The organism is Sulfurimonas sp. RIFOXYD2_FULL_34_21 (assembly GCF_001830805.1).
GTDB lineage: Bacteria > Campylobacterota > Campylobacteria > Campylobacterales > Sulfurimonadaceae > Sulfurimonas.
The window spans coordinates 174,651-191,983 of the sequence record NZ_MICH01000006.1; the positions used below are offsets into that span (position 1 = coordinate 174,651).

Consider the following 17,333-nt stretch of genomic DNA (forward strand, 5'->3'; position numbering starts at 1 on the left):
AGATGAAAATTCACTTTATCGGTATCGGCGGAATAGGTATCTCAGGATTAGCACAATATATGAAATATAAAGGTCATGAAATCAGCGGTTCAGACATTGCAGACACGGTTATCACTCAAAAACTTCGCAAATTAGGCATTACGGTAACTGTGCCGCATAATGCTTCTGCGATTACCAATCAAGATTTGGTAATTCACTCGGCAATCATTCGTCCAGATAATCCGGAAATCGTTGAAGCAAAAGAGAGAGAAATAGAAGTTCTTGCACGCCGTGAAGCACTGCTACGTATTTTAAATACATCTAAAGTCTATTCGGTTGCAGGAGCACACGGTAAAAGTACCACAACTGCAATACTTACGGCTATTATGGACGGTTCGGCTATTATCGGTGCAGAGTCAAAAGCATTCGGCTCAAACGTAAGATATACGACAGATAACGATGTTATGCTTTTTGAAGCGGATGAGAGTGACGGAAGTTTTTTAAACTCAAACCCATATTGTTCTATCGTTATAAATGCAGAGCCTGAACACATGGAGTATTACGACTATAACTATGAGCTTTTTTACGAATCATATAAAACTTTTATAAAGTTGGCGCCTTGTCGTGTTTTAAATGCGGAAGACCCGTTTTTAAACAAATTGATAGACGAAATCGAAGCTAAGTGGCTCTATCCAAGCCGTGATATTACAAACATAGAATTTGTTCTTATAAACGATGAGCCTCACACACGATTTAACCTCAAAGACTTAGGTAGTTTTGATGTTTGGGGTTTTGGAAAACATATTGCATTGGATGCTGCTTTGGCAATTCTTGCCGCAAATGAATCAATGGATATTGAAGAGATAAGAGAAAAGATACTTACATTTAAAGGCATAAAGAAACGATTTGACATTGTCGGAGCTGAACATGACAGTGTGATTATCGATGATTACGGTCATCATCCTACAGAGATAAAAGCGACTTTTGAATCGGTTAAAGAGTACGCACTTTTAAAAGGTTTTGACAAAATTACCGCTATCTGGCAGCCGCATAAATACTCTCGAACAGTTGACAACCTCGAAGAGTTTATAAAATGTTTTGAAGGTGCGCAGGAGCTTATAATTCTTCCCGTTTGGTCTGCAGGTGAAGCAAGCAGAGATATCGATTTTGCCGAGAAATTTAAAAGATACAACCTTATAATGGCGGACAATATCACAAGAGCAAACAATACGATTACTATTATAAAAGACAAAGAGGCACTTAAAACTCTGGATAAAGGTCTTATTATCGGTTTTGGCGCCGGAGATTTAACTTATCAAATAAGAGGAACTGCTTAGTGGCATACATAATAGGTCTAATCATAGTAGGGCTATTTTTTTTAGCCCTTCACTACTTTACCGAGTTTTCGCGTCAACAAAAAGTTATTGTAACGACTCTGGTTTTAGGTGTTGTTTTATTTGCAATAGCTTTTAATACTTACAGCAACTCTCAAAGAGACAAAATGCTTGACGCAGTTTTGAAGTTTAATCAACATAAGACTATTACATGTAAAGGTGTGAGCGTTAATGATGAAAATTTTACTCTAAGCATAGGAACTTATACTTTCATAGGTAAAGAGAACACTCCATACTTTTCCCAAATGATTAGTGCTTCTACATGCGAATAGAAAATAGTTCCAAGGTTGATTTAATTATCAATCAACTTGATTTAAACGAGCATATAAACACATTTAAACAATTTTTTTCACGTGATGACTCTCTTTATATGGAAGGTGATCAGGAGCTTCATTACCGCTATATAAAAGCTCTTGATTCTATCGAGTTTAAATCGCCTCCAAAAGTTGCCGACTTTACAAATATAAAACTTCATCTAAAAAAACAGGGCGTATTGCAGTTTGAGCAGATTTTTGAGATAGTAAAAGTTGTCCGTTATTTTCGCTACTTTAAAAACAAAAATCTACAAGGCATTATCGGCGAATGGATGGATAAGTTTGTTATTGAACCGAAATTTATGGAAGTTGAAAAGTACTTTACGCATGATGGCAAATTTGAAGAGAATCTTGATGAAGTTCTTTTTAATCTCGGTGCTAGAATAAGAGAACACAAAACCAACATGAGCGGCTCTTTAAAAAGGCTGATTTCAAGCCAAAAACTCTCATCTTATATGATTGATACTCAAGTTCACTTTATAAATGACGAAGAGTGTCTTTTGGTTCGCGGCGGTTTTAATCATGTACTAAAAGGTGCAGTTATCGGCAGAAGTTCTAGCGGCGGTTTTTATGTCTCGCCCGATAGTATATTAAAAGCAAAAGAGCAGATACGCTACATTAACCAAGAAAGAGACGCCATCTTTTACACCTACGCAAAAGAGTTCTCATCAAAACTCTCTGAACTTTTGCCTTTTATAAACTTTATCGACAAAGAGTTTGGCAAATTTGACAACTATCAAGCAAGAGTTTTGTTTGCAAAAAGTAAAAATCTCCAACTTATAAAATCTAAAAAAGATTCAAAAATTATTTTAGAGGGTTTTATACACCCTGCTCTTCACCATGCAAAACCTATACATGTAGATTTTTCTAAAAATATCTTAATGATTACCGGTGTAAATGCAGGCGGAAAGACCATGCTTTTAAAGTCAATCCTCTCTGCGGCTTTTATGGCAAAATATATTATTCCGATGAAACTAAACGAGCATAAATCACATGTAGGGAATTTTAAAAATATATTAGCAATTATCGACGACCCTCAAAACGTAAAAAATGACATCTCTACCTTTGCAGGACGTATGCAGGAGTTTTCTAAGATATTTGAGTATAAAGAGGCTCTTGTCGGGGTTGACGAGATAGAACTCGGAACGGACAGCGACGAAGCTGCCGCACTCTTTAAAGTGATACTTGATGAACTTATAATGCGTGGACAAAAGATTGTCGTTACTACCCATCATAAACGTCTTGCGGCTTTAATGGCAGACCGTGACGATGTGGAGCTTATGGCGGCGATTTATGATGAGCAAAATAGAGTGCCTACTTATGAGTTTATGCATGGCATCATCGGAAAAAGCTACGCATTTGAGACGGCAAGCAGATACGGTATCTCAAACAAAATCGTAAACGAAGCAAAAGTAGTTTACGGCGATAACAGCGAAAAGCTAAATATACTCATAGAAAGAGGCTCACAGCTAGAGCGCGAATTAAAACAAAAGCATAGAACGGTTGATGAAAAACTAGAAGAGCTAAGGCTAAAAGAGCTTGACTTAAAAGAGCAAAGACAAAAGGTTTATGAAGAGCTTCAAAAAGAAAAAGCCGTGTTAAAAGAGAGCTACGAAATAGCGATAAACGAAGCAAAACAAGCCGCTCGTGCAGGTGATGCAAAAGCAATTCACAGAGCTATGAATAAAGCGAACAAAAATTTACCAAAAGAGAAACCGCCGCAAAGTCTTCCTATAAAATTCAGCGTAGGCGAAAGCGTAAAATATCATAGCAAAAAAGGCGTAATAGTTGCTATGAAAGATGAAAAAGAGGCTATCGTAGAGGTTGACGGAATGCGTGTGCGTGTTAATACATCACAACTAAAACCGACTGAGACCATAAAACAAAAACCACGAACTGACGTAAATCTACAAGTACAAAAAAGAGCAGGACTAAAATGCGACCTTCACGGCATGAGAGCCGAAGAGGCAACGGAAGTTTTGGATAAATTTATCTCCGATGCGCTTATAAACGGCTGGGATGAAGTGATAGTCTATCACGGTATCGGAACAGGCAAATTATCCTACGCTGTTAAAGAGTTTCTAAAAGCCCATCCGAGAGTTAAAAAGTTTGAAGATGCACCGCAACACATGGGCGGTTTTGGTGCAAAAGTAGTGACTCTGTAATGAAGAAAACTCCCAAAAGTGGAAAATTTATACTAGAATAAATGCCTTGGACTTTAAATTAGCTATAATAATTAAAAATTAATTATTAATTAAATATGTTAATTAAAAGGTTACAGCAAGTAATGGCAAAAGAAAAAAATCAAAAATCTATGGAAGAGACTCTTTGGGAAAGTGCAAATAAACTTAGAGGCTCAGTTGAATCAAGTGAATACAAGCATATTGTTCTGGGACTTATTTTTTTAAAGTTTGTGAGTGATACTTTTGAAGAGAGAAGAGAAAAGCTAATAGCCGAAGGCAAAGAGGCATTTGTGGATATGGTGGAGTTTTACACTATGGAAAATGTTTTTTATCTTCCTACTGAATCACGATGGTCATACATAAAACAAAACGCAAAACAAAATGATATCGCCCTCAAAATAGATACAGCCCTAGCAACTATCGAAAAAAACAATCCTAGCCTAAAAGGTGCATTGCCTGATAATTACTTCTCAAGACTTGGTCTTGATGTGAGTAAACTTTCATCTCTCATAGATACTATCAACAACATCAATACCATAGAAGACAAAGGGCATGATGTGGTTGGACGAGTATATGAATACTTCTTAAGTAAGTTTGCAATCGCTGAGGGTAAAGGAAAAGGAGAGTTCTACACGCCAAAATCAATAGTCAATCTTATATCAACCATGATAGAGCCATACAAAGGCAAGATATATGACCCCGCATGTGGAAGTGGCGGTATGTTTGTGCAGTCTGTAAAGTTTATAGATGCTCACAATGGAAACAAAAAAGATATCTCGGTTTACGGTCAAGAATATACAGCCACTACCTACAAACTTGCCAAAATGAACTTAGCCATCAGAGGAATATCTGCAAATCTTGGAGATGTACCTGCCGATACATTTGCAAAAGACCAACACAAAGACCTTAAAGCCGACTTCATCATGGCAAATCCACCTTTTAATCAAAAAGATTGGAGAGGTGTAAACGAACTACTAGACGATGCAAGATGGGCAGGATACGATGTACCGCCGACATCAAACGCCAACTACGGATGGATACTAAACATGGTATCAAAACTCTCCGTAAACGGTGTAGCTGGATTTGTCTTGGCAAATGGGGCGTTAAGCGGTGGCGGCGAAGAGTATAAAATACGAAAAAAGCTCATTGAAAATGATATTGTAGAGGCGATTGTTATTTTACCTAGAAACCTTTTTTATACGACAGATATTAGTGTGACTCTTTGGATACTGGGTGCCAATAAGAAGCTTAGAATTTTTGAGCAAAATGGCAAAATAAAAACTCATCGAGATAGAACAAATGAGATACTTTTTATGGATTTGAGACAAAAAGGTGTGCCATTTGAAAAGAAATTTACACAGTTTGATGATGAAACAGTAGAAGAAGTAACTGATACTTATCATGTTTGGCAAAGTGATAAAGAGGCTTACAAAGATATACCTGAATACTGTTATAGTGCATCAAAAGATGAAGTGAGAGCAAAAGATTACTCACTTGTTCCTAGCAAATACATAGAGTTTGTAAACAGAGATGAAAATATAGATTTCGATACAAAGATGCAAACACTTCAAGGTGAATTTGCAGAGCTTTTAAAAGAGGAAGAACAATCAAAAAAAGAGCTACTAAAAGTATTTGAGGAACTTGGTTATGCCATCAACTAAAATAGTTACAACAGAATATAAAAAGTGGTTACATGAGATAAAACAAAAATTTCAAAGCTCACAGATAAAGGCTTCAATTGCTGTCAATACTACTTTGCTTGAATTTTACTGGAATCTTGGAAACGATATAGTTGAAAAACAAAAGGTGCATAAATGGGGAAGTGGTTTTTTAGAGCAATTAAGTAGAGATTTGCTCGAAGAGTTCCCAGATATAAAGGGATTTTCTCTCTCAAATTTACAATATATAAGAAGATGGTTTTTGTTTTATACAAATAGTGGAACGAGTTGTTGTGCAAATGAAATTGAAAAAATGGAACAGCTTGTTCCACAATTGTTTTTGATACCATTGGGGCATAATTTTGTAATAATATCAAAGTGTAAAGATATAGATGAAGCCCTATATTATGTAAACAACACACTCAAACATGGCATAAGTAGAAATGTACTTATCCATCAAATAGAAACTAATCTTTACGCAAGAGATGGCAAAGCTATCACAAATTTTGAAACCACTTTGCCACCTTTACAATCAGACTTGGCAAAAGAGATTACAAAAGACCCCTATAATTTTGACTTTTTGAGTATGAGAGAAAATTATCAAGAAAAAGAGCTAGAAGATGCACTATGTGAAAATATCACAAAGTTTTTACTTGAACTTGGTAGTGGCTTTGCTTTTGTAGGAAGACAATACAAGCTCCTTGTAGGCGGAGATGAGTTTAAAATAGATTTACTTTTTTACCATATCAAACTCAAATGTTATGTAGTAGTTGAGTTAAAAGCAGTAGAATTTAAGCCAGAGTTTACTGGTAAACTGAGCTTTTATACTTCGGCAATAGACGGCGAATTAAAAAGTGCAAATGATAATCCAACTATCGGGATACTCATTTGCAAATCAAAAAACAACATAGTAGTAGAATATGCACTCAAAGATATAAACAAACCTTTGGGAATTAGTGAATATGAACTAACTGAAATTCTTCCAAAAGAGTATAAATCATCACTTCCAACTATCGAGGAAATAGAGGCAGAGTTAGATGAGAAGTAATTATAAAAAACTTGGTCAATTTATTCAGCAAGTCAGTGTAAAAAACAGTGATTTAACAGTTGATAATCTCTTGGGTGTAAGTATTACAAAAAAGTTTATTCCATCTATCGCAAATATCATTGGTACAGATATGACCATATATAAAATAGTCCAAAAAGGTCAATTTGCTTATGGACCAGTAACTTCAAGAAATGGGGATAAAATCTCTGTAGCATTGCTTGAAAATGATGAAGCTATTGTTTCTACTTCATATACTGTATTTGAAATTATTAACACAAATGAGTTATTGCCAGAATATCTTATGATGTGGTTTAGAAGAGAAGAGTTTGACAGATATGCAAGATATATGTCTCATGGTAGTACAAGAGAAGCTTTTGGATGGGAAGAGATGTGTGATGTAGAACTTCCAGTTCCTTCACTTGAAAAACAAAATGAGATAATTAAAGAGTACCACACCATCACAGACAGAATCAAACTCAATGAACAACTAAATCAAAAGCTAGAAGATACCGCACAAAGTATCTATAAAGAGTGGTTTGTAAATTTTGAGTTTCCACACAACTTTAGTCATTCTGAACTTGATTCAGAATCTAATATAAAACCATATAAATCAAATGGTGGCGAAATGGTTTATTGTGATGAGTTAGAGATGGAAATACCTAATAATTGGCAAATAGTTGAACTTATTGATATGTTAGATATAAAATATGGGAAAGACTATAAACATCTTAACAATGGGGAAATACCTCTTTATGGTTCAGGTGGAATAATGAAATATGTTGATAAATATTTATATTCAGGCGAATCAATATTAATACCTAGAAAAGGTTCATTAAACAATATTATCCACATAAATCAAGAGTTTTGGACTGTAGATACAATGTTTTACTCGATTATAAAAACTAAATTCTCAGGAAAATATCTTTTTCATATTTTAAAAAGTATTGATTTTTATAGTTTAAATGTTGGTTCAGCAGTTCCAAGTATGACTACAAATCTTTTAAATGGATTAAAAAATCTAAAACCTGAAAATTATGTTCTTGAAAATTTTGAGAAAATATTGATACCAATTTTTAAACATAAAAGTATTTTAAAAGATGAAAATGAAACTTTAGAAAGATTAAAAGAAGTTTTACTTTCAAAAATTGCAACTATTGACGAAAATGAGAAAGTGGTAATAAAAAAATGATAAGTACATATACTACACATGCTGGAACTACTATTACTTTTGATGTTGTAGTTGATGATATATTACAAAACTTATCAACTAATAATATTGACCCAAATAATAAAGCACTATTAAGTTTGGTAAATGGATTTGAAAGTGGCAAATGGAGACGACAACAATTTGAACAATTTATTTGGAATAACATTAAAGATACAGCACTTTCTCAAACAGAAAAAGAGGCTTTAATCGGTGATGAACAAACCATATTAACAAAATCAGCTAAAAATTTACGATTATTAGAAGGTGATGAAAAAGGTGGTGAAATTGGAGAAATATTACTTTACGGCATAATGAAAAAATATTATTCTGCTCTTCCTGTTGTGCCAAAAATATTTTATAAACAAAATAGAAATGATTATGCAAAAGGTGCTGATAGCATCCATATAACACTTAATACAGATGGTACATTTTCACTTTGGCTTGGGGAAGCTAAATTTTATAATAGTATTAAAGATACAAGATTGGATTCAATTATTGAGTCTGTTCACAATATATTCATAGATGATAAGCTTAGAAAAGAACTAAGTATTGTGACATCGCTTAAAGATTTAGATTTATTCATTGAAGATAAAAAACTACTCAAAGATATTAAAGATAAACTAGCAGATGGCATCTCACTTGATGATATTAAGCAACAATTACATGTTCCAATTCTTATTCTTCATCAATGTGAGATTACTGCAAGCAATACAGAAAGTTTTGATGAATACAAAAAAAAGATGAGGGAAGAACATATTAAAAAAGCGGAAATTTTTATGAAAAAACAAGATATCAAGCTAAATAGTGTCTATATGTACAAAGAAATAAAATTTCATTTAATATTATTTCCAGTTCCCAACAAATCTGAGCTTGTAGATAGATTTTATACAAAAGCAATGTTTGAAAGAGATGAAGATTAATGTATATTTTTAATCAATGCAAAGAAATAAGTAATCAACTTGACCTAAACAATGAGGACAAGGCTCGAAATCAATTAATTTTATTACTTGATTATATGAAAAATAACAATATTGAATATTCACATATAGTTAATCATTTGATTCGCCTTACAGGTTTATATCCTTACATCGATACAGATAATGCGATACTAGAAGATAGGCTTATTTATGATATGTTTAAGGTTGACACAGGAAGTGATGAACCATTAACATTGCATAGAGAGCAATCAAACTTATTGAAAAAGCTTTTAAATGGAAAAAACCTTGCAATAAGTGCTCCAACAAGTTTTGGTAAAAGCTTTGTAATTGATTCTTTTATATCTATAAAAAAACCAAATAACATATTAATCATAGTTCCAACTATAGCTTTATCAGATGAAATCAGAAGAAGACTTTACAAAAAGTTCTCATATGAATATAAAATTATTACAACGGCAGATGTAGAACTTTCCGATAAAAATATTTTTATATTTCCTCAAGAAAGAGCTATTGGTTATATAGATGCAATAAAAAACTTAGATTTATTAGTAATAGATGAATTTTATAAAGCAAGTTTTGATTTTGACAAAGAGCGTTCATCTACACTTCAAAAAGCAATTCTAAAGCTTGGAAAAAAAGCAAATCAAAAATACTATTTAGCTCCAAATATTGAAAAATTATATTCTAACTTATTTACTGAAGGTATGGAATTTATACCATTAACTTTTAATACGGTTTATCTATCAAAACATGACACATATAAAGAAATTACATTAAGTAATAAAAATGCAAAACTTATAGAAATTCTCAATCAGCATAAAGATATAAAAACGTTGATATATGCAGGAACTTTTCCTGAAATTGACACTGTATCTGAATTAATTAAAAAAAGTATCCCAAATAGTGATTCCAAAAAATTAAAATTATTCTCAAGTTGGTTGGCTACAAATTACGAAAAAAACTGGAACTTAACCAAAGTTGTAAGAAAAGGCATGGGGATTCATAACGGAAGATTGCATCGTTCATTAAGTCAGATACAAATAAAAATGTTTGAGGATGAAGATGGACTGAACAATATCGTTTCTACTTCTTCAATCATAGAAGGTGTGAATACATCCGCACAAAATGTAATTGTTTGGAAAAATTATAGATTAAATAGTTTCACATACAAAAATATAATAGGCAGAAGTGGAAGAATGTTTAAGCACTTTGTTGGTCATATTTATTTGTTTGTTAAACCACCTAAAGATGATGAAATACAATTAACAATAGAGTTTTCTGAAAATACGATTCCTGACGTCGATGAAGTTGAGTATAAAGATGATTTAACTAAAGAACAAATCACAAAAATAATTGAGCATAAAGAAAATATGTACAATATACTTGGCAAAGAAATCTATGAAAGGTTAATTAAAGAGAATTCATTTCAATCAAGTAGAGAACTTATTGAGAAAATAGCTATTGATATGAAGAATAATCCTGATACATGGAATGGTTTATCACACTTAAACAGTACTCCAAATAAATGGGATAATCCATTATATAAAGCTATTAATTTACAGGCTGGAAAATGGGATATTAAACATGGCGATTTTGTTTATTTTACTAAGATTCTATCTCAAAATTGGAATAAAAGCATTCCTGAATTATTAGCTTATCTTTCTAAACATGCTATCAAAATAGATATGTTTTTTCTACTGGAACGAAATGCTACATTTAAGCTATCAGCATTGCTAGGAGATATAAATACCTTACAAAAGGTTATTTTTAAAAATAAGAATGTTGATATTTCGCCATTTATCTCTAAAGTTTCTCATGCTTTTTTGCCATCAGTAGTTTATCAATTGGAAGAATATGGTTTGCCGAGAATGTTGTCAAAAAAAATTCATATTGCAAAAGTTATTAATTTTGAAGATGAAACATTAAATATACACTCAGCAATAAATATATTTAACAAACTTAGCATTGAATATATTAAAAGTAAAGTAGTAACTTTCGATGAATTTGATTTATATATTTTGGATTATTTTTATGATGGAATATCTAATAAAAATGTGAATAAAGGCTAGATAAATATGAATCATTATATCCCACCCTATACGATAACCTCAAAAATACTAAAACTTTCAACACAAATAAGTGAAGAACTCACAAAACTTCAATTTGCTGGACTATCAAAAGTAAATCCAATGTTGAGAAAAAAGAACCGTATCAAAACTTTGGCAGGTACGCTGGAAATAGAGGGTAATTTTTTAGGTGAAGAGAAAATCACCGCAATCTTAGATGGTAAAACGGTTTTAGGAACTGTGAGAGAATTAGCAGAAGTTCAAGGGGCTATAAAAGCGTATGAAAAACTCGATGAGTATAGATTTGATGAGTTAGATGATTTGCTACATGCACATAAAATTTTGATGAGTGAGATACTAACATCTGCCGGAAGTTTTAGAAGTATCAATGTTCAAGTAGGGGGACATATAGCTCCACAGCCGAGCATTATAAACGACTTGATGATAAATCTTTTTTCTTGGCTAAAAAATAGTGATGAACATATACTTTTAAAATCTTGCATATTTCACTATGAATTTGAGTTTATCCATCCATTTAATGATGGAAACGGAAGAATCGGAAGACTTTGGCAAAGTGTGATTTTAAATAGTTTCAACCCGATTTTTTCACTTCTCCCAACTGAAAGTATAGTTAGAGATTATCAAGAGCAATACTATAGTGCGATTGAAAACTCTACTCAGATGGGTGAAAGTACGCCATTTATAGAGTTTATGCTTGAGATGATTTTAAAATCAATGCAAAATACTTTAAAAAGTGACCAAGAAAGTAACTATAAAAGTGACCAAAAAGTTTTAGCACTTATGAAAGAAGATAGTAAAATCACTATTTATGAACTGATGGAAAAACTCTCTATGAGTGAATCAGGGATAAAAAAAGTAATTAAAAAGCTAAAAGATGAAGATATTATAAGTAGAGTTGGAAGTCTAAAATCTGGTCATTGGGAAATACTATCAGAGATGGGAATAAAATGAGTAAATTTACAGAAGAAAAACTTGAACTGGCATTTATAGAGTTGCTTGGTGAACAAGGCATACACTATCAGTATGGTAAAGATATAGAACGAAATGAGAGTGAAGTTCTGCTCAAAGATGATTTAAAAGAGTATCTAAAAAATAGGTATAAAAATGAAAATATAACTGAAAGTGAAATAACTCAAATTGTGCGAAAACTTGAATCATATCCATCAAGTGATTTATACGACAGTAACAAATCTATAACGAAACTAATATCTGATGGATTTATCTTTAAAAGAGAAGATGCAAAAGCGAAAGATATACATGTAGAGTTTATAAATTATGAAAATGTAGAAAAGAATAGTTTTAAAATAGTAAATCAACTTGAAATAGTTGGCTATGAAAAACGAATTCCTGATGGCATACTTTATATCAACGGCTTACCGTTGGTTGTATTTGAATTTAAAAGTGCCATAAGAGAAGAAGCAACTATTCATGATGCTTTTGTACAACTCACTACAAGGTACAGAAGAGATATTCCCGAGCTTTTTAAATACAATGCCTTTTGTGTCATAAGCGATGGAGTAAACAATAAGGCAGGTTCGTTTTTTGCACCCTATGAATCTTTATACGCTTGGAGAAAGATTACGGGCAATGAAGTAGATGTAAATGGCATAGCTTCCATGCACTCTATGATTCAAGGGATGTTTAATAAAGAGAGATTGGTAGATATCATCCATAACTTTATCTATATACCTGACAAATCAAGAAAAGAGGAGAAGATAGTTTGTCGTTATCCTCAATACTACGCTACTAGAAAACTTTATGAAAATATAAAACTCCATCAAAGGGAACCTTCTTTAGAAAAACCGCAAGGCGATGGTAAAGGCGGTACATATTTTGGTGCTACCGGTTGTGGTAAGAGTTTTACAATGCTTTATCTAACTCGTATGCTCATGAAAAGTGTTCATTTTTCTAGTCCTACTATCATACTTATTACCGATAGAACAGATTTGGATACACAGCTAAGCTCTCAATTTTCCAATGCAAAAGGTTTTATAGGGGATGATGGAATAGTAAGTGTTGAAAGTAGAGAAGATTTAAGGGCAAGACTCAGAGGGCGAGAGAGTGGCGGTGTTTTTCTTACAACTATCCATAAATTTACGCAAGATTTAGAAATACTTAGCGATAGAACAAACATCATAGTCATATCTGATGAAGCTCACAGAAGTCAAATCAACTTAGACCAAAAAGTAAAAATAACAAAAATTGGAGTTAAAAAAACTTACGGTTTTGCAAAATATTTGCATGATTCTTTACCTAATGCTACTTATGTCGGTTTTACGGGAACTCCGATAGATGCCACGCTTGATGTTTTTGGGGATGTGATCGACAGCTATACTATGACTGAATCCGTAAGAGATGAAATAACAGTACGAATCGTATATGAGGGAAGAGCCGCAAAAGTATTGCTAAATAACTCAAAACTGCATGAAATCGAAGAATATTATGCAGAGTGTGCAAATGCAGGTGCTAGTAAATATCAAATAGAAGATAGCAAAAAAGCAATGGCAAATATGAATGCCATTCTTGGCGACCCCGATAGAGTAAAAGCTGTAGCAAAAGATTTTGTACAGCATTATGAAAAAAGAGTAAGTGAAGGTGCAACGCTTAAATGTAAAGCACTCTTTGTATCAAGCAGCAGACCAATTGCTTACGCACTTTATAAAGAACTAATAGCTTTAAGACCAGAGTGGAATGAAAAAAAAGTATGCAATGAGGGAATTGAACTAACCGATAAAGAAAGAAAAGAGATACTTCCACTTGAAAAACTCAAAATGATTATGACTAGAAACAAAGATGATGAAAAAGAGTTGTATGATTTGTTGGGTACAAAAGAGTACAGAAAAACACTTGATACACAGTTTAAAAATGAAAAATCAAACTTTAAAATAGCTATCGTTGTAGATATGTGGCTCACAGGATTTGATGTTCCATTTTTAGACACCATCTACATAGATAAGCCTATACAAGAACATAACCTTATCCAAACAATCTCAAGAGTCAATAGAAAATACCAATCAAAAAAGAAAGGTTTGGTAGTCGATTACATCGGTATAAAAACAGCTATGAATAAAGCTCTTAAACAATTTTCAAATATCGATAGTCAAAACTTTGAAGATATCAATGCTTCTATTGTGGTTGTAAAAGATCAACTTGATTTACTCTCTAAACTTTTTTATAAGTTTGATACCAGTTTATATTTTAAAGGTAGTCCAACAGAACAATTAAGATGTTTAAATCTTGCTAGTGAATATGTCCAACTAACCAAAGAGCTAGAAGCTAGATTTATGTATATCGTTAAAAGACTAAAATCTGCTTATGATATATGTTGCGGAAGCGAAGCTTTTACTCAAAATGAAAAAGATCATATACACTTTTATTTAGCAATTCGCTCTATCGTAATTAAACTAACTCGTGGAGATGCTCCTGATACAGCTCAAATGAATGCAAAAGTCACAAAAATGATAACAGAAGCTTTAAAAAGTGATGGGGTAGAGGAGATATTTAAACTGGGAAGTGACAATGAATCACAGATAGATATTTTTGATGAAGATTACATCAATAAGATAGATAAGATAAAGCTACCAAATACAAAAATAAAACTACTGCAACAACTATTAGCCAAAGCATTAGAAGAGTTTAAAAAAGTAAACAAGATTAAAGCAGTAGATTTTTCAAAAAAATTCACTGCACTTGTTGAAAAGTACAATGAACGCAAAGAAGAAGATGTACTTGTAAGTGGTGTGTTAGAAGATTTTACGGATGAGATTATAGACCTCTATCATGCCCTTAAAAAAGAAAAAGAGTCTTTTGCTGATATGGGTATAGATTTTGAGGAAAAAGCTTTTTATGACATTTTAAAAGCCATTTCACATAAGTATGATTTCGCTTATCCTGAAGATAAATTGATTTTACTGGCAAAAGAAGTGAAAAAAGTTGTTGATGATAAATCAAAATATACGGATTGGAATGTGAGAGATGATATCAAAGCAGAACTCAAAGTTGATTTGATAATGCTTCTAGCTAAACATGGTTATCCACCAATCACAAAGGATGAAGTGTTTAAAGAGATATTTGAACAAGCTGAAAACTTTAAGAAGTATAACTATAGGTAATTTTGTAATAAAAATAACTATTTGTGTTAAAATTGCTCATGAACAATGGCGGTTTCGGTGCTAAAATCGTTACACTATAAAATACTTCAAGTTTATATCTTTCAATTGCGATATAATTCAAGACTTATTTTAATATAGAGAGAAAATATAATGAAAAAAATCCTACTTTACTTATCACTTATTGGTATATTATCAACATCATCTTTTGCAGAAGATACAAAAGCTATGGATGTATATAACCAAATGCAGTCGTTACTAAAAGGCGAGTGGTCACTATCCGAAGAAAAAAAACAAATCGATACAACAGATGCTTATAAAGACAAAGCAATAGTTCATTTGGTAGGAACGGATGCTACTGCGATTGCATACAAAGTTATCGGAAGAGGTGCTACTTTTCAAGAAGATCTTTTACCAAATACAAAAAAAGAGATGGTAACAATGTATCACTGTAACAACTTTCATGACTGTACTGAATTAAAAGCAACGCACTATTGTGCCAAACAAAATCAACCGCAGTTTATATTAAATAGCAAAGAAACTACTGAAAATAAAATTGTATTTGACTGTGATATGAAAACCAAACTATGTAACTCGGATGAGGATCATGTACATCAAATCATACATGAAATATCCGAGAATGGAAAACATCTTAAATCATCGTATTTAGGCTGGAAAAATCAAAAACCAAATAAAAAACATTCAATCTATCATTTTGATAAAAAATAAATTTATAAAATGAAAAAAACAGCAATCATCGGCGGCGGCGCTTCAGGGCTTTTATGTGCTATTTTTTGTGCAAAAAATGGGATTAGTGTAGATATTTTTGAGCAAAACTCTAAATGTGCAAAAAAGATTTTGGTATCCGGAAACGGTCGTTGCAACATTACAAACACAAATCTTACATGTAACGATTATTTCTCACAAAATCCGCTCTTTATGGATTATGCATTAAAAGAGTTTGGCTTTAGAGAGTTTGAGAAATTTTGTCAAAGTATCGGACTTTTACTAGATGTTAAAGAAGACGGACGCGTTTATCCACTTAGCAATGAAGCCAAAAACGTAGCCTCTTTGCTAATAAATTATGCTAAAAATATCGGTGTAAATTTTCATACCGATACAAAAATAACAGATATAAAAAAACTGCTTCAAGAGTATGATGCGGTTGTCGTAGCAACAGGCTCGCAGGCGGCGTCTCATCTAGGCGGAAATGAAGACGGACTTGCCTTTGCCAAAGAGTTCTCTCACAATATCATCCCGACCTACCCTTCACTCGTTCAGCTCCATCTTGACTCTAAAGTCATAAAAAAGATGAGCGGAGCAAAGATAGAGGGTGAAATAACACTGCTTGTAAATAACAAAAAAGAGCTTACACCCCAAGGGCACTTCTTACAGGGCGCATGTAAAGGCGATATCCTCTTTACAGATTATGGGGTATCTGGCTTTGCAGTTTTGGATATATCGCAAGGTGCGAGTGTTGCTTTGATGGAGCATTCACATGCGCCCTGTAAGAAGTGCCCTTGGGGTGTAAGCATATCTATAAATCTTCTGCCAAATTTTAACGCTCAAAAACTCTCATCACATATAAGCTCCATAGCTATAAATATGCCTGATTTTACAATTGCTGATATTTTAACAGGGCTTCTTCCAATTAAAATCGTTAACGGAATTTTAGACGATTTGGAGATTTCAACCTCTACATGTAGCGAAGAAATAGGCACAAAACTAAGCAAAAAGATAGCCAATCGGATACTCGACTGGCGTTTTGAAGTAAAGGAGACTCACGGCTTTCGTCATGCAGAGGTCGCAGGCGGCGGAGTCGATACGACTGAGATAAACCCAAAAACTTTTGAATCGCTCAAGCAAAAAAACCTCTACTTCTGCGGAGAAGTATTAGACGTAGTAGGCAAAAGAGGCGGCTATAATTTCGCCTTTGCATGGGCTAGCGGATACGCAGCTGCGAAGGCTATAAGCAGAGGCTAAATCTTATTTTCGATATTTGAAATATGACCGTTATTATCATGATAGATGGTTATTAGTTGCTCATCCCTTGACTCTTTTAGCTTTGTACTATCTACTTTAAAATAGTTAGCATACTCATCAAACTTATAGATAAAATGCTCACTTGGAGCGACATGTCGATTTAACCATGATAATATAAACAAGATAGTAGGTGTTGCAACCAACATGATTAGAGCATGTTCGACTGTAACTGCTGATATTTCATCAAAAATTACTTTTGATATTTCATCTACATTTGCATCTAAAGTAACAATGTTATAAAAAACTATAAGTAGCGGTTTCCACAAATATATCCAACCAACCCACAGAAGAATTGTCACTATATCCCAGCCGATTTTTTTTGAAAAAGGCATCTCGTGGCGTTTGTTAATAATTAAGGTTTTCTTCTTCATGT

General features: G+C 33.0%; 13 protein-coding genes. 12 read left to right on the forward strand and 1 reads right to left on the reverse strand.

Annotation, left to right across the window (positions count from 1 at the left end; translation table 11 throughout):
* Nucleotides 1-2 precede the first annotated feature (2 nt).
* The 12 genes from murC (at nt 3) to A2530_RS04565 (ending at nt 16,900) form a co-directional block, all read left to right on the forward strand.
* Nucleotides 3-1,316 carry a UDP-N-acetylmuramate--L-alanine ligase gene (gene murC / locus A2530_RS04510; RefSeq protein WP_294886037.1) on the forward strand — a complete coding sequence of 438 codons (1,314 nt, stop codon included), beginning with the start codon at nt 3-5 and terminating at the stop codon, nt 1,314-1,316.
* A complete protein-coding gene (locus tag A2530_RS04515; protein WP_294886038.1) occupies nt 1,316-1,645 on the forward strand; it encodes a hypothetical protein in 330 nt (109 codons plus the stop codon). The genes murC and A2530_RS04515 overlap by 1 nt, the downstream gene beginning before the upstream one ends.
* Nucleotides 1,636-3,852, forward strand: coding sequence for an endonuclease MutS2 (locus tag A2530_RS04520; RefSeq protein ID WP_294886040.1), 2,217 nt, complete (start codon nt 1,636-1,638; stop codon nt 3,850-3,852). Before A2530_RS04515 ends, A2530_RS04520 begins: the two co-directional genes overlap by 10 nt.
* A gap of 122 nt (nt 3,853-3,974) precedes the next feature.
* Nucleotides 3,975-5,531, forward strand: coding sequence for a class I SAM-dependent DNA methyltransferase (locus A2530_RS04525; protein WP_294886041.1), 1,557 nt, complete (start codon nt 3,975-3,977; stop codon nt 5,529-5,531).
* Complete coding sequence (locus A2530_RS04530; RefSeq protein WP_294886043.1) at nt 5,518-6,576, forward strand: PDDEXK nuclease domain-containing protein; 1,059 nt, start codon at nt 5,518-5,520, stop codon at nt 6,574-6,576. The genes A2530_RS04525 and A2530_RS04530 overlap by 14 nt, the downstream gene beginning before the upstream one ends.
* On the forward strand, nt 6,566-7,765 hold the full coding sequence (locus A2530_RS04535; protein WP_294886045.1) for a restriction endonuclease subunit S: 1,200 nt from the start codon (nt 6,566-6,568) through the stop codon (nt 7,763-7,765). The genes A2530_RS04530 and A2530_RS04535 overlap by 11 nt, the downstream gene beginning before the upstream one ends.
* Nucleotides 7,762-8,703, forward strand: a complete 942-nt coding sequence (locus tag A2530_RS04540) for a DUF1837 domain-containing protein (protein WP_294886047.1) — start codon at nt 7,762-7,764, stop codon at nt 8,701-8,703. Before A2530_RS04535 ends, A2530_RS04540 begins: the two co-directional genes overlap by 4 nt.
* The gene (locus A2530_RS04545; RefSeq protein ID WP_294886048.1) at nt 8,703-10,790 is read left to right on the forward strand and encodes a DEAD/DEAH box helicase; all 2,088 of its coding nucleotides are present in this window, start codon (nt 8,703-8,705) and stop codon (nt 10,788-10,790) included. The genes A2530_RS04540 and A2530_RS04545 overlap by 1 nt, the downstream gene beginning before the upstream one ends.
* Before the next feature lie 6 nt (nt 10,791-10,796).
* On the forward strand, nt 10,797-11,759 hold the full coding sequence (locus A2530_RS04550) for a Fic family protein (RefSeq protein WP_294886050.1): 963 nt from the start codon (nt 10,797-10,799) through the stop codon (nt 11,757-11,759).
* A complete protein-coding gene (locus tag A2530_RS04555; protein ID WP_294886051.1) occupies nt 11,756-14,920 on the forward strand; it encodes a type I restriction endonuclease subunit R in 3,165 nt (1,054 codons plus the stop codon). The genes A2530_RS04550 and A2530_RS04555 overlap by 4 nt, the downstream gene beginning before the upstream one ends.
* Nucleotides 14,921-15,070: 150 nt before the next feature.
* Nucleotides 15,071-15,646, forward strand: coding sequence for a hypothetical protein (locus A2530_RS04560; RefSeq protein ID WP_294886053.1), 576 nt, complete (start codon nt 15,071-15,073; stop codon nt 15,644-15,646).
* Nucleotides 15,647-15,655: 9 nt separating this feature from the next.
* Nucleotides 15,656-16,900 carry an NAD(P)/FAD-dependent oxidoreductase gene (locus A2530_RS04565; RefSeq protein WP_294886054.1) on the forward strand — a complete coding sequence of 415 codons (1,245 nt, stop codon included), beginning with the start codon at nt 15,656-15,658 and terminating at the stop codon, nt 16,898-16,900.
* Here A2530_RS04565 and pgaD read toward each other — a convergent pair.
* Nucleotides 16,897-17,331 carry a poly-beta-1,6-N-acetyl-D-glucosamine biosynthesis protein PgaD gene (pgaD, locus tag A2530_RS04570; RefSeq protein WP_294886056.1) on the reverse strand — a complete coding sequence of 145 codons (435 nt, stop codon included), beginning with the start codon at nt 17,329-17,331 and terminating at the stop codon, nt 16,897-16,899. The genes A2530_RS04565 and pgaD overlap by 4 nt on opposite strands.
* Nucleotides 17,332-17,333: the final 2 nt, after the last annotated feature.

Excerpts from the sequence above, each read along its gene's own strand:
- A2530_RS04535 (WP_294886045.1), top strand. The coding sequence starts at position 6,566 with ATGAGAAGTAATTATAAAAAACTTGGTCAATTTATTCAGCAAGTCAGT.
- A2530_RS04565 (WP_294886054.1), top strand. The coding sequence starts at position 15,656 with ATGAAAAAAACAGCAATCATCGGCGGCGGCGCTTCAGGGCTTTTATGT.
- A2530_RS04560 (WP_294886053.1), top strand. The coding sequence starts at position 15,071 with ATGAAAAAAATCCTACTTTACTTATCACTTATTGGTATATTATCAACA.
- A2530_RS04555 (WP_294886051.1), top strand. The coding sequence starts at position 11,756 with ATGAGTAAATTTACAGAAGAAAAACTTGAACTGGCATTTATAGAGTTG.
- A2530_RS04540 (WP_294886047.1), top strand. The coding sequence starts at position 7,762 with ATGATAAGTACATATACTACACATGCTGGAACTACTATTACTTTTGAT.
- pgaD (WP_294886056.1), bottom strand. The coding sequence starts at position 17,331 with ATGAAGAAGAAAACCTTAATTATTAACAAACGCCACGAGATGCCTTTT.
- A2530_RS04530 (WP_294886043.1), top strand. The coding sequence starts at position 5,518 with ATGCCATCAACTAAAATAGTTACAACAGAATATAAAAAGTGGTTACAT.
- A2530_RS04550 (WP_294886050.1), top strand. The coding sequence starts at position 10,797 with ATGAATCATTATATCCCACCCTATACGATAACCTCAAAAATACTAAAA.
- murC (WP_294886037.1), top strand. The coding sequence starts at position 3 with ATGAAAATTCACTTTATCGGTATCGGCGGAATAGGTATCTCAGGATTA.
- A2530_RS04525 (WP_294886041.1), top strand. The coding sequence starts at position 3,975 with ATGGCAAAAGAAAAAAATCAAAAATCTATGGAAGAGACTCTTTGGGAA.
- A2530_RS04520 (WP_294886040.1), top strand. The coding sequence starts at position 1,636 with ATGCGAATAGAAAATAGTTCCAAGGTTGATTTAATTATCAATCAACTT.
- A2530_RS04545 (WP_294886048.1), top strand. The coding sequence starts at position 8,703 with ATGTATATTTTTAATCAATGCAAAGAAATAAGTAATCAACTTGACCTA.